Genomic DNA, 12,608 nt, shown 5'->3' with positions numbered 1-12,608 from the left:
GATTTGCCGAAATCTTCACTGAATCCCCAATTTTCTGGCAATCTGTACTGGTAATCCGTTCGCCTCCTGATCGAGCCGCCGCCATGAGCCTCTACGTAAACCTCGCCGAACTGTTGGGAACCCGCATAGAACAAGGTTTCTATCGTCCGGGCGACCGCCTGCCCTCTGTACGGGCGTTGAGCGTGGAACATGGTGTCAGCCTGAGCACCGTGCAGCAGGCCTATCGCTTGCTGGAGGACAACGGGCTGGCCCTGCCCAAGCCCAAGTCCGGCTATTTCGTCCCGGCCAGCCGTGAATTGCCGGCGCTGCCGGTGGTAGGGCGTCCGGCCCAGCGGCCGGTGGAAATTTCCCAGTGGGACCACGTACTGGAACTGATCCGCGTGGTACCCCACAAGGACACCGTACAGTTGGGCCGTGGCATCCCCGACATCGGCAGTCCGACCATGAAGCCGCTGCTGCGCAGCCTGGCGCAGATCAGCCGTCGCCAGGACCTGCCGGGCTTGGGATACGACAACATCTACGGCAACCTCGGCCTGCGCGAACAGATCGCCCGGCTGCTGCTCGACTCCGGTTGCCAGCTCGAACCCCAGGACCTGGTGATCACCACCGGTTGCCACGAAGCGCTATCGGCCAGCATCCGGGCCATCTGCGAGCCTGGCGACATCGTCGCGGTGGACTCACCGAGCTTCCACGGCGCCATGCAGACCCTCAAGGGCCTGGGCATGAAAGCCCTGGAAATCCCCACCGACCCGCTCACCGGCATCAGCCTCGACGCCCTTGAACTGGCGCTGGAACAATGGCCGATCAAGGTCATACAGTTGACGCCCAACTGCAACAACCCGCTGGGCTACATCATGCCGGAGTCGCGCAAACGCGCCCTGCTGCAACTGGCACAACGCTTCGACGTGGCGATCATCGAGGATGATGTGTATGGCGAACTGTCCTATACCTACCCACGTCCACGCACCATCAAGTCCTTCGACGACGATGGCCGGGTGCTGCTCTGCAGCTCCTTCTCCAAGACCCTGGCCCCAGGCCTGCGAGTCGGCTGGGTCGCCCCCGGACGCTACCTGGAGCGCGTGCTGCACATGAAATACATCAGCACCGGCGCCAGTGCACCGCAACCGCAACTGGCGGTCGCCGACTTTTTGCGCAACGGTCATTTCGAACCCCATCTGCGGCGGATGCGTACGCAATACCAGCGTAATCGCGACCTGATGCTCGACTGGGTCAGCCGCTACTTCCCCGCCGGAACCCGCGCCAGCCGGCCCCAGGGCAGCTTCATGCTGTGGGTCGAGCTGCCGGACGGATTCGACACCCTGCGACTCAATCGCGCACTGCTCGACCAGGGCGTCCAGGTTGCCGTGGGCAGCATCTTCTCGGCCTCGGGCAAGTACCGCAATTGCCTGCGGATGAACTACGCTGCCAAGCCAACGGCACAGGTCGAAGAGGCGGTGCGCAGGGTGGGCGTAACCGCCACTCGACTGCTGAACGAAAATTCGCACAGTAGCGATTGATCTTTATCTGCCAGACAACGTCCATATCCCGATACCAGCCAGACGTGGGGCGATCGCGCGTGAAATCCTCTTTCCTGTTGCTCGCCCTGCTCCTGGGCGGCTGCGCCTCAGTGGACGTCCCCCGGCTCCCCAGCCAGGCCCTGCCGGCTGCGGATTCGGCCTTCGGTCGCGACCTCCAGGCACAGGCGGCGGCCTATCAGGGACGTTCGGGCTTCCGCCTGCTGCCCAATGGCGGCGAGGCGTTCCGGGCACGCGCCGAACTGATCCGCAATGCCCGGAGCAGCCTCGACCTGCAGTACTACATCGTCCATGACGGCCTGAGCACGCGGCTGCTGGTGGATGAGTTGCTCAAGGCCGCCGATCGCGGCGTCCGGGTGCGCATCCTGCTCGACGATACCACCAGCGACGGCCTCGACGACCTCATTGCCACGCTGGCCGCGCATCCGCATATCCAGATCCGCCTGTTCAACCCGCTGGACCTGGGCCGCAGCACCCTGGCCACGCGCACGCTAGGCCGGCTGTTCAACCTGTCCCGCCAGCATCGGCGCATGCACAACAAGTTGTGGCTGGCCGACAACAGCGCAGCCATCGTCGGCGGACGCAACCTGGGCGACGAATATTTCGGCGCGCAACAGGACCTGAACTTCACCGATATCGACATGCTCAGCGTCGGGCCGGTGGCCGAACAACTCGGCCACAGTTTCGACCAATACTGGAACAGCGCCCTGAGCAAACCCATCGCCGAGCTGCTGTCACATCAACCGACCGCCAGCGACCTGACCGAGACCCGCGAACGCCTGCAGCGCTCCCTTGCCGTCTTGCGCCAGCGCAACCCCGCGTTGTATCAGCGCCTGGCCGACTACCAGTATCACCCCAAGCTGGACACCTGGCGCCGCGAGCTGATCTGGGCCTGGAACCAGGCACTCTGGGACGCACCGAGCAAGGTGCTGGCAAAGGACGAGCCCGATCCGCGTCTGCTGCTGACCACCCAGTTGGCTCCCGAGTTGAGCAGCGTGCACAGCGAGCTGATGATGATCTCCGCGTACTTCGTCCCCGGCCAACCGGGGCTGCTGTACCTGACGGGGCGGGCCGACGCCGGAGTCTCGGTCAGCCTGCTGACCAACTCCCTGGAAGCCACCGACGTGCCAGCCGTGCATGGCGGCTACGCGCCCTACCGCAAGGCGCTGCTGGAGCACGGGGTGAGGCTGTTCGAGCTGCGCCGCCAACCCGGCGACCCAGGCAGCAGCGGCCCGCGTCTGTTCCACGCAGGCTCCTCCAAGGGCTCGGATTCCAGCCTGCACAGCAAGGCAATGATCTTTGACCGGCGCAAGGCCTTTATCGGCTCGTTCAACTTCGACCCACGTTCGGTGCTGTGGAACACCGAAGTCGGGGTGCTGGTAGACAGCCCGCTACTGGCCGAACACGTCCGCACCCTGGCTCTGCAAGGCATGGCGCCGGCGCTGAGCTACGAGCCGCGCCTGGAGGCCGGGCAACTGGTGTGGGTCACCGAAGACAACGGCCAGATCCATGTCCTGCACCGCGAACCCGGCAGTTGGTGGCGCCGCTTCAATGCCTGGCTGACCAACCGCGTCGGCCTGGAGCGCATGCTTTAAGCCACGGACACCGGCTCGGTCCGGCCAAACGCACCCTGGCGCGACACCAGCACCACCAGGCCAAGCGCACCCGCTGCCATGAACAGCGGCAAGGCATGTCCGCTGATCCACTGGCTACCCGCCCCCGCCGCCAACGGCCCGAGCAGGCAACCGATGCCCCACAGTTGGGCGATGTGGGCGTTGGCCCGAACCAGAGCGTCGTCACGGTAACGCTCGCCGATGAGGATCAGCGACAAGGTGAACAAGCCGCCCGCACTCGCCCCGAACAGCACCCACAACGGCCAGATCAGCAGGGTATCGATCAGCATCGGCACCGCCAGGCTCGACAGCATCAGCGCCACCGCGCAGCCGACGAACATCGTCCGCCGCGATATCCGGTCAGCCAGCGCGCCGATAGGCAGTTGCAACAGCGCGTCGCCGACCACCACGGTGCTGACCATCGCCAGGGCGATATCCGCCGTGAAGCCCTGGCGCAGGCAATACACCGGCAGCAAGGTCAGGATCATCGCTTCGAAAGCGGCGAACAAGGCAATGGCCCAGGCGATCGCCGGCAGCCCGCGACAGAAGCCCAGCAGGTCCACCAGCGTCACCCGTCCGGACTCTGCACTCGGCGCACCGCTACGCCCCAGCAACAGGAACGGCGAGGTCACCAGCAACCCCACACCCACCCAGAAACCATAGTCGCCGTCGGTGCCCACCGCCGCCAGCAAGAGCGGCCCGGCCAATTGGCTCAAGGCGTAGCTGCTGCCATAAAGCGCCACCAGGCGCCCACGCCAGCGCTCGAGCACCAGCTGGTTGATCCAGCTTTCGCCGAGGATGAACACGATCGTCAGGATCACCCCGATCATCAGGCGCAACGCCAGCCACACCGGATAGCTCGGCAGCAATGCCAGCAGACCGATGGACAAGGCCCCCGCCCACAGACACAGCGCCATCAGCCGGGCGGTACCCAGGCGTGCCGCCAACCGACTGGAGAGACTGGCCCCGACCAGCACGCCAATGGCCGGCATCGCCGCCATGACGCCGATGGCGAACGAGCCATAGCCCCAGCCCTCCAGCCGCAACGACACCAGCGGCATGCTCACCCCCAGCGCCAGGCCGACACTGAGTACCGAAGCCAGGACGGCGAAATAAGTCGCCCAACGCATTTCCACGCTCCTGTGGATAAGTTCTCGTCAGAGACGACGCAGCCGGACCTCCTCGCGGAAAGCCCGGCTGCGTCGTGGATTATCACCTTGCTGCAAGCAGCCCCGATCTGCGGGAGCTGGCTTGCCAGCGAAAGCGGCCTTGAGGGCGCTAAAAGCTTCGCCGGCGAGCCCGCTCCCACAAGGACCGCATCAGGCGCGCATTACAGCTTGATCCAGGTCGACTTCAGTTCGGTGTACTTGTCGAAGGCATGCAGCGACTTGTCGCGGCCGTTACCCGACTGCTTGAAGCCACCGAACGGCGCGGTCATGTCGCCGCCATCGTACTGGTTGACCCACACGCTGCCGGCCCGCAGGGCCTTGGCGGTCAGGTGCGCCTTGGAGATGTTGGTAGTCCAGACCGCAGCGGCCAGGCCATAGGGCGTGTCGTTGGCGATCTGGATCGCCTGCTCGACGGTATCGAAGGTGAGTACCGACAGCACCGGGCCGAAGATTTCTTCCTGGGCGATTTTCATCGCGTTGGTCACGCCGTCGAAAATCGTCGGCTCGACGTAGGTACCGCCGCTGTCCTGCAGGGTTCGCTTGCCCCCGACCACCAGCTTGGCGCCGTCGGCATGCCCGGCGTCGATATAGGACAGTACGGTGTTCATCTGCTGGGTATCCACCAGTGCCCCAACGTTGGTCGCCGGGTCCAGCGGATTGCCCGGCTTCCAGGCCTTGAGCGCCTCGACCACCAGCGGCAGGAAGGTGTCCTTGATCGAGCGCTCGACCAGCAGACGCGAACCGGCGGTGCACACCTCGCCCTGATTGAAAGCGATCGCACTGGCAGCCGCCTCGGCGGCGGCCTTCAGGTCGGGGGCGTCGGCAAACACGATGTTCGGGCTCTTGCCGCCGGCTTCGAGCCAGACGCGCTTCATGTTCGACTCGCCGGAGTAGACCAGCAGTTGCTTGGCGATCTTGGTCGAGCCGGTGAATACCAGGGTGTCGACGTCCATGTGCAGGGCCAATGCCTTGCCAACGGTGTGACCATAGCCAGGCAGCACGTTGAGCACGCCGGCCGGGATACCGGCCTCGATAGCCAGGGCGGCGATGCGAATGGCGGTCAGCGGGGACTTTTCCGACGGCTTGAGGATGACCGAGTTGCCGGTGGCCAGGGCCGGGCCGAGCTTCCAGCAGGCCATCATCAATGGGAAGTTCCACGGCACGATGGCACCGACCACACCCACCGGTTCGCGGGTCACCAGCCCCAGTTGATCATGGGGCGTCGCGGCGACTTCGTCATAGATCTTGTCGATGGCTTCGCCGCTCCAGCTCAGCGCCTGGGCCGCGCCCGGCACGTCGATGAACAGCGAGTCGGTGATCGGCTTGCCCATGTCCAGGGTTTCAAGCAGGGCCAGTTCTTCGGCATTGGTTTTCAGCAGCGCGGCGAAACGGATCATCGTCGCCTTGCGCTTGGCCGGCGCCAGGCGCGACCAGACGCCGGAATCGAAGGTGGCACGGGCATTTTCCACCGCGCGCTGGGCGTCGGCGCTGTCGCAGCTCGCGACCTGGGCCAGCAGCCGGCCGTCGACCGGGCTGATGCACTCGAAGGTTTCGTTCGAAACGGCGGCGGTGTATTCGCCATTGATGTAGGCGCGGCCTTCAATCTTCAGCTCGCGGGCGCGTTGTTCCCAGTCAGCACGAGTCAGGGTGGTCATGCGAGTGTCCTCCTCTTATTGAATTAGAAGCGCCACGCACTCTCGCGTCAGCACCGTCGAGAATTCTGTCCGGTGGCCATTTTTGGCCCGCAGTAACCACCACCCTAAACCAGCGGCCGCTGAAGTTTCAATATATTTGACAGCAGACTGGCAAACACCGTTGCCATGTTCGTTTTAATAAACATAGACTCGAAGCTTCCGAGTACCTGCCTTGTCACTGTCGAGGGAAAGCAGCAATGAACATCCAGGACATCGTCGACTTCAGCGAAGCCAGCACCGCGCCCGAACGTTTCCGCCCGGCGCCGGAGAAGGTCCTCAAGGGCGATCCGGAACAGACAGTCTTCAACCACTACAACAGCCCCTGTGGACAGATGAATGCGGGCGTCTGGGAAGGCGCGGTCGGCCTGTGGAACGTGAATTACACCGAGCACGAATACTGCGAAATCGTCCAGGGCGTCTCGGTACTGCGCGACAACGACGGCAACGCCAAGACCCTGCGCGCCGGCGACCGCTTCGTGATTCCGGCCGGTTTCAAGGGCACCTGGGAAGTGCTGGAACACTGCCGCAAGATCTACGTGGTGTTCGAACAGAAAGCCTGATCAGGTAGCGACGCACCAGCTCCGAGGAGCTTCGACGGAACGCTGTGGATACGGGATGTAGAGCGTAAGGTCGGCCCGTTCAAGACGTAGCCGGCCTTCGGCGGTTTTCTCCAGCTCGGCCGGAGCCAACGCCACAATCCAGTAGAGATCCTCGCGGCCGCATGCCGATTTCAACTGGGTGGCAACCGTGGCCGCCCGAAGATCGATCCGGCCATCATCCAGGGCGAATCCCGCGCTCACCCCGACTTCGATCGTGCCCGGCTGCGTGCTCAGCCGGTAGGAGTTGCTCACTTCGAAACTACCCGACATGGCCCGGTTCGGTACCAGCAAGTGCCCACCGGCCGGATCATGGAAGCGCTGCAGGAATGGCTCGAAGGCTTGCGCCGCCTGACGGTTGGCTGCGGCGATGGCCTTGCGGATGCGTCGCTCCATGGTTTCGTCGGCAGGCGCGGCAACCGGTGTCACCGACTCCAGAAGCATCGCCAGCGGTGTTTCGCCCTGGGCCATGCGCGCGAGCCAGTCGACACCCTCACGTTCGAGCAGATAGCCGGCCAGGTCGCCTAAAACATAACTTTCCAGATCAGCGGCCAGAAAGTCCGTCTGCGCCTGATGGGCCAATGCCTCAAGCATCAGTTGCATCCCTTCGGCCGAGTCCGGACGCAGACCCCGGGCCAGCAGGTTGGCAATCGACTCCACATGACGTGCACTGCCCTCGGAGCGATCGGTCTGGCGCAGACGCTGCACCTCCTCGGCATGTTCGTCCAGCCAGCGGCGATACCAGTAACTGGCCTGCGCCAGCCCCTCGGAGCGTCCCTGGACCGCAGCCAGCAACTGGTGAATGATCCGGTTACGATAAAGCCTCGGCTCGGCACTGGCAGGATAGCTGATGCTGCGTTCCGCCCCCGGCAAGGGCAACCAGTCGGCTTCGACATAAAAATGAAAGGCTTCGTGGGTCGCCAGGCTGAACAGCTCGGGCACCGCCAGTGGATCCTTCAATCGCTGCCGCTCCGATGCCGGTGGCGCCTCTCCCAAACCGATAAAGATGGCGGGACGCCCCCGCCAGAGCAGCTTGCGATAGCGTTGGTACTCGTAGCTGACACCGAGGTCCCGGACCTTCGCCATCTCCACCTCACGACCACCCTGCGCATCCATCACCCAGGCCCGCCGCCCATCACTAGCCAATAGCTGGATACGGGCAAACACCCGGGTGGTCTGGTGGTACCGGGCCAACTCCGGCCAGGCCGTACGCGTCGCCTGGACCAGCCTGAGCACATAGGCTTCGGTGGTGAGGTCGGCGGCGGCCGAGGGCGCCGCCGAAACCGCGACGCTGGCTGCCGCCAGGCATACCAACAGCAGCAATGCCAACATCCTTGCGATGATCATGAGCGTCCTCCGTGACTGCGTTTTCGGGTTGTTCAGGCAGTCTAGGAAAGGAACAACGGGAAAAACGCAGGAAATGGCGTCACGACATGCAGGAAATGGCCGAAAAAAGGCGAAAAAAAACCCCGAACAAGTCGGGGTTTTTCTCGAAGAACAAAATCAATTACTTGATTTTGCCTTCCTTGTAGATCACGTGCTTACGAACAACCGGATCATATTTCTTGATCTCGATTTTGTCCGGAGTAGTGCGCTTGTTCTTGTCAGTCGTGTAGAAGTGACCAGTACCGGCGCTCGAGATCAAACGAATCAATTCACGCATGATTTAGCTCCTTAAACCTTGCCATCGCGGCGCAGTTCGGCCAGCACGACATCAATGCCGCGCTTGTCGATGATACGCATGCCCTTGGCGGAAACGCGCAGACGCACAAAACGCTTCTCCGACTCGACCCAGAAGCGGTGATGCTGCAGGTTCGGCAGGAAACGACGACGGGTTTTGTTGTTTGCGTGGGAAATGTTATTCCCAGTCACCGGACCCTTACCGGTAACTTGACAGACTCTAGACATGCCTCAGCCCTCTAAAACCACATGCCCAACCCGGCATGGGTTGGCCGCTTAATCTCTCAGTCATTTGGCGCCAGGCGCCGCGTTTCTTTAAGGGTCTTACCGGCTACACCTACAAGCGAAGGAACCGGGCCCCTAGAAAAGAGCGCTGCTTTATACCAGAAAGACTACGGTGCAACAACATTAAGTGCGATTAAAACCGTGCCTGACGCCCGAAAACCTGGGTACGGGACCCCAATGCCGGGCTCCTGCTGGACAAATGCCGCTCGTCGCACAAAATCCCTGGTACGCCGTAAGAGCCCGGAAATCTCGTACAGAGAACAGCGGCTGATTGTAAGACAGCCACGACCCGCCAGTAAAAATGGGATAGTCAATTGCCGCCCGGGGCACTAGGGTAGAGGTTTTTCCAGACTGCACTCGCAGATGGGACAACGACCTGCAAAGGAAACTGAACATGCGCTTCGCTGCCCTACCGCTATTGCTCGTCCCGTTTTTCGGCTCGCTGGCCCATGCCGCGACCTCGCTGAGCGTCTGCACCGAGGCCAGTCCCGAAGGCTTCGACGTCGTGCAGTACAACTCGCTGACCACCACCAACGCCTCGGCGGACGTCCTGATGAACCGCCTGGTCGACTTCGACGCCGCCAGCGGCAAGCTGGTGCCGAGCCTGGCCGAGAGCTGGACTGTCTCCGATGACGGCCTGACCTACGATTTCAAGCTGCGCCCGGGGGTGAAGTTTCACCGCACCGATTACTTCAAGCCCACCCGTACGCTGAGCGCGGCCGATGTGCGCTTCAGTTTCGAGCGCATGCTCGATCCGGCCAACCCCTGGCACAAGATTGCCCAGAGTGGTTTCCCCCACGCCCAGTCGCTGCAATTGCCGGCGCTGATCAAGCGGATCGAGGTCACCGACCCACTGACCGTGCGCTTCACCCTGGACCACCCGGACTCTACCTTCCTCGCGGCCCTGAGCATGGGTTTCGCCTCCATCTACTCGGCGGAATACGCCGACAAGCTGATAGCGGCCAACACCCCGGAGAAACTCAACAGCCAGCCGATCGGCACCGGTCCGTTCGTGTTCGGTCGCTTCCAGAAAGACGCCTCGATCCGCTACAGCGCCAACCCGGACTACTTCGCCGGCAAGCCGGCGGTGGACACTCTGGTGTTCGCAATCACGCCCGACGCCAATGTGCGCCTGCAGAAATTGCGGCGCAACGAATGCCAGATCGCCCTGTCCCCCAAACCCCTGGACGTCGGCGCGGCGAGCAAGGATCCGACGCTCAAGGTGGAAAAGACCGCCGCGTTCATGACCGCCTTCCTTGCGATCAACAGCCAGCATCCGCCGCTGGACAAGCCTGAAGTGCGCCAGGCGATCAACCTGGCCTTCGACAAGACCAGCTACCTCAAGGCGGTCTTCGAAGACACGGCAGAGGCCGCCGATGGCCCCTACCCACCAAACACCTGGAGCTACGCAACGGACCTGCCCGGCTATGCCCACGACCCGGAGAAGGCCAAGGCGCTGCTGGCCAAGGCCGGGCTCAAGGACGGCTTCCAGACCACCATCTGGACCCGACCGTCGGGCAGCCTGCTCAATCCCAACCCGAGCCTGGGCGCGCAACTGCTGCAGGCCGACCTCGCCGAAGTGGGCATCCAGGCGGAAATCCGCGTGATCGAGTGGGGCGAACTGATCCGCCGCGCCAAGGCCGGTGAACACGACCTGCTGTTCATGGGCTGGGCCGGTGACAATGGTGATCCGGACAACTTCCTGACCCCGCAATTCTCCTGCGCCGCCGTGAAGTCCGGGACCAACTTCGCCCGCTACTGCGACGCCAACCTGGACAAGCTGATCAGCGCCGGCAAGAGCACCAGCGAACAGGGCGTGCGCAGCAAGCTCTACCAGCAGGCCCAGGCACAGATCCAGCAGCAGGCGCTCTGGCTGCCCTTGGCTCACCCGACTGCCTTCGCCCTGCTACGCAAGAATATCCAGGGTTACCAGGTGAGTCCGTTCGGCCGCCAGGACTTCTCCAAGGTCAGCGTCAGGCCCTGACCTGCCGTGCAGCCCCGAAGGCGGGGCTGCACCTACATCATTCCGTGCTCCATCATCGAAAACGGCTCGCCATCGCCGATCACGAAATGATCGAGCACCCGCACGTCGACCAACTCCAGCGCGGTGCGCAGCCGATCGGTCAGCAGCCGATCGGACTGACTGGGCTCAGCCACCCCCGACGGGTGGTTGTGGCACAGGATCAGCGCCGCCGCGTTGTGTGCCAGCGCGCGCTTGACCACCTGCCGTGGATAGACGCTGGCATTGTCGATGGTGCCCCTGAACAGCGCCTCGAAGGCCAGCACCCGGTGTTTGGCATCCAGAAACAGGCAGCCGAACACTTCATGGGCCTCATGGCGCAACATCGCCTTCAGATAATCGCGCACCGCACGTGGGCTCTCCAGCACCGATTCGCGCCGCAGGCGCTCGGCCAGATGGCGGCGGGCCATTTCCAGCACGGCCTGCAACTGGGCGAACTTCGCGGGGCCCAGCCCCAACTCACGACTGAATTCCCGCTGCCCCGACTCCAGCAGACTACGCAAACTGCCGAATTGCCCTAACAGATGCCGCGCCAGATCCACTGCGCTGCGGCCACAGACACCCGTGCGCAGGAAGATCGCCAGCAACTCGGCATCGGAGAGGCTGGCCGCCCCCAACTCCAGCAATTTCTCCCGCGGCCGCTCCGCTGCGGGCCAATCACGAATACTCATCACACCTCCCTGTCCTCTGGAGGCCCGCTGTTCCATGGCGGGCGCTGTGTTATCGTAGTCCATCTTTTTTACCCCCGAACTGGCCTGGGGAGGCGTCCTCGGGGGTAGCAATCACTGGACTAAAAGGCAGGCCTATGCAGCGGCTGTATCGGAAACGCATCGTTCTCGGCGTCGGCGGCGGCATTGCCGCCTACAAAAGCGCCGAGCTGGTTCGCCGACTTCTCGACCAGGGTGCCGAAGTACGCGTGGTCATGACCCGTGGCGGCAGCGAGTTCATCACACCGCTGACCATGCAGGCGCTATCCGGGCACCCGGTACACCTGGACCTGCTCGACCCGGCGGCCGAAGCCGCGATGGGCCATATCGAACTGGCGAAATGGGCCGACCTGGTACTGATCGCCCCGGCCACCGCCGACCTGATCGCACGCCTGGCCCAGGGTATCGCCGACGACCTGCTGACCACCCTGGTCCTCGCCACCGATGCCACGGTCGCCATCGCCCCGGCGATGAACCAGGCCATGTGGCGCGACCCGGCCACCCAGGCCAACACCCAGCTGCTGCAGAGCCGCGGCCTCAAGGTCTTCGGCCCGGCTTCAGGCAGCCAGGCCTGCGGCGATGTCGGCCTGGGGCGCATGCTCGAAGCCACTGACCTGGCCCAGCACGCCGCCGACTGCTTCGAGCATCTGGCCCTGACCGGCAGGCATGTGCTGATCACCGCCGGCCCGACCCAGGAAAACATCGATCCGGTGCGCTACATCACCAACCACAGCTCCGGGAAAATGGGCTTCGCCCTGGCCGAGGCCGCCGTCGAAGCCGGCGCGCGCGTCACCCTGATCACCGGCCCTGTGCACCTGCCGACACCCGACCGGGTCACCCGCATCGATATCGTCAGCGCCCGCGACATGCTCGCCGCCTGCGAGGCCGCGATTCCCTGCGACCTGTTCATTGCCTCAGCTGCAGTAGCGGACTACCGCCCGGAAGTCGTTGCCCCGCAAAAACTGAAGAAAGACCCTACGACCGGCGACGGCCTGCTCCTGCAAATGGTCCGTAACCCGGACATTCTCGCGACCATCGCTTCGCGCCCCGACCGTCCCTTCAGCGTCGGTTTCGCCGCCGAGACCGAGCATCTGCTCGACTATGCCGCCCGCAAGCTCAAGGACAAGAACCTCGACCTGATCGTCGCCAATGACGTGGCCAACCCCAGCATTGGCTTCAACAGCGAGGAAAACGCCTGCAGCGTCATCGACCGCGACCTGCAGGCCACCGTCTTCACCCAGACCAGCAAGGGCAAGATCGCCCGCCAGCTGATCTCTTTCATCGCTTCACGACTGAACCAGGTTTAATC

General features: G+C 63.5%; 11 protein-coding genes. 5 read left to right on the top strand and 6 right to left on the bottom strand.

Features of this window, described 5'->3' with window-relative positions; genetic code table 11:
- The first annotated feature begins 83 nt into the window (after positions 1-83).
- Both BLU37_RS08180 and BLU37_RS08175 read left to right on the top strand, forming a co-directional pair.
- Positions 84-1,517 carry an aminotransferase-like domain-containing protein gene (locus tag BLU37_RS08180; protein ID WP_090203871.1) on the top strand — a complete coding sequence of 478 codons (1,434 nt, stop codon included), beginning with the start codon at positions 84-86 and terminating at the stop codon, positions 1,515-1,517.
- A 59-nt stretch (positions 1,518-1,576) separates the two neighbouring features.
- Positions 1,577-3,130: a phospholipase D family protein gene (locus BLU37_RS08175; RefSeq protein WP_010447920.1), complete on the top strand. Its 1,554-nt coding sequence runs from the start codon at positions 1,577-1,579 to the stop codon at positions 3,128-3,130.
- Here the strand turns inward: BLU37_RS08175 and BLU37_RS08170 are convergent.
- A complete protein-coding gene (locus tag BLU37_RS08170; RefSeq protein WP_090203868.1) occupies positions 3,127-4,278 on the bottom strand; it encodes an MFS transporter in 1,152 nt (383 codons plus the stop codon). The two genes, BLU37_RS08175 and BLU37_RS08170, sit on opposite strands and share 4 nt — an antisense overlap.
- A 200-nt stretch (positions 4,279-4,478) precedes the next feature.
- Entirely contained in the window at positions 4,479-5,972 is a 1,494-nt protein-coding gene (locus BLU37_RS08165) for an aldehyde dehydrogenase (protein WP_010447918.1), read from the bottom strand.
- Positions 5,973-6,208: 236 nt separating this feature from the next.
- Between BLU37_RS08165 and BLU37_RS08160 the strand changes: the two genes are divergently transcribed.
- A complete protein-coding gene (locus BLU37_RS08160) occupies positions 6,209-6,571 on the top strand; it encodes a cupin domain-containing protein (protein ID WP_090203865.1) in 363 nt (120 codons plus the stop codon).
- On the opposite strand, the gene BLU37_RS08155 is transcribed toward BLU37_RS08160, so the two are convergent.
- The 3 genes from BLU37_RS08155 to rpmB form a co-directional block, all read right to left on the bottom strand.
- A complete protein-coding gene (locus BLU37_RS08155) occupies positions 6,572-7,954 on the bottom strand; it encodes a hypothetical protein (protein ID WP_090203863.1) in 1,383 nt (460 codons plus the stop codon).
- A gap of 160 nt (positions 7,955-8,114) precedes the next feature.
- Positions 8,115-8,270: a 50S ribosomal protein L33 gene (gene rpmG, locus BLU37_RS08150; protein ID WP_003177274.1), complete on the bottom strand. Its 156-nt coding sequence runs from the start codon at positions 8,268-8,270 to the stop codon at positions 8,115-8,117.
- An 11-nt stretch (positions 8,271-8,281) separates the two neighbouring features.
- Positions 8,282-8,515, bottom strand: a complete 234-nt coding sequence (rpmB, locus tag BLU37_RS08145) for a 50S ribosomal protein L28 (RefSeq protein WP_007921114.1) — start codon at positions 8,513-8,515, stop codon at positions 8,282-8,284.
- Positions 8,516-8,966: 451 nt separating this feature from the next.
- Between rpmB and BLU37_RS08140 the strand changes: the two genes are divergently transcribed.
- Entirely contained in the window at positions 8,967-10,556 is a 1,590-nt protein-coding gene (locus BLU37_RS08140; RefSeq protein WP_090203859.1) for an ABC transporter substrate-binding protein, read from the top strand.
- A gap of 32 nt (positions 10,557-10,588) precedes the next feature.
- Here BLU37_RS08140 and radC read toward each other — a convergent pair whose 3' ends face one another.
- On the bottom strand, positions 10,589-11,263 hold the full coding sequence (gene radC / locus BLU37_RS08135) for a RadC family protein (RefSeq protein ID WP_010447905.1): 675 nt from the start codon (positions 11,261-11,263) through the stop codon (positions 10,589-10,591).
- Positions 11,264-11,397: 134 nt separating this feature from the next.
- On the opposite strand from radC, the gene coaBC reads away from it, so the two are divergent.
- Complete coding sequence (gene coaBC / locus BLU37_RS08130; protein ID WP_010447903.1) at positions 11,398-12,606, top strand: bifunctional phosphopantothenoylcysteine decarboxylase/phosphopantothenate--cysteine ligase CoaBC; 1,209 nt, start codon at positions 11,398-11,400, stop codon at positions 12,604-12,606.
- The last annotated feature ends 2 nt before the right edge of the window (positions 12,607-12,608 follow it).

Source organism: Pseudomonas asplenii, assembly GCF_900105475.1.
Lineage (GTDB): Bacteria > Pseudomonadota > Gammaproteobacteria > Pseudomonadales > Pseudomonadaceae > Aquipseudomonas > Aquipseudomonas asplenii.
This window is presented reverse-complemented; position numbering and strand designations above follow the sequence as displayed.

Coding starts and splice junctions, on each gene's coding strand:
- BLU37_RS08180 (WP_090203871.1), top strand. CDS start 84: ATGAGCCTCTACGTAAACCTCGCCGAACTGTTGGGAACCCGCATAGAA.
- BLU37_RS08170 (WP_090203868.1), bottom strand. CDS start 4,278: ATGCGTTGGGCGACTTATTTCGCCGTCCTGGCTTCGGTACTCAGTGTC.
- BLU37_RS08165 (WP_010447918.1), bottom strand. CDS start 5,972: ATGACCACCCTGACTCGTGCTGACTGGGAACAACGCGCCCGCGAGCTG.
- BLU37_RS08160 (WP_090203865.1), top strand. CDS start 6,209: ATGAACATCCAGGACATCGTCGACTTCAGCGAAGCCAGCACCGCGCCC.
- BLU37_RS08155 (WP_090203863.1), bottom strand. CDS start 7,954: ATGATCATCGCAAGGATGTTGGCATTGCTGCTGTTGGTATGCCTGGCG.
- rpmG (WP_003177274.1), bottom strand. CDS start 8,270: ATGCGTGAATTGATTCGTTTGATCTCGAGCGCCGGTACTGGTCACTTC.
- rpmB (WP_007921114.1), bottom strand. CDS start 8,515: ATGTCTAGAGTCTGTCAAGTTACCGGTAAGGGTCCGGTGACTGGGAAT.
- BLU37_RS08140 (WP_090203859.1), top strand. CDS start 8,967: ATGCGCTTCGCTGCCCTACCGCTATTGCTCGTCCCGTTTTTCGGCTCG.
- radC (WP_010447905.1), bottom strand. CDS start 11,263: ATGAGTATTCGTGATTGGCCCGCAGCGGAGCGGCCGCGGGAGAAATTG.
- coaBC (WP_010447903.1), top strand. CDS start 11,398: ATGCAGCGGCTGTATCGGAAACGCATCGTTCTCGGCGTCGGCGGCGGC.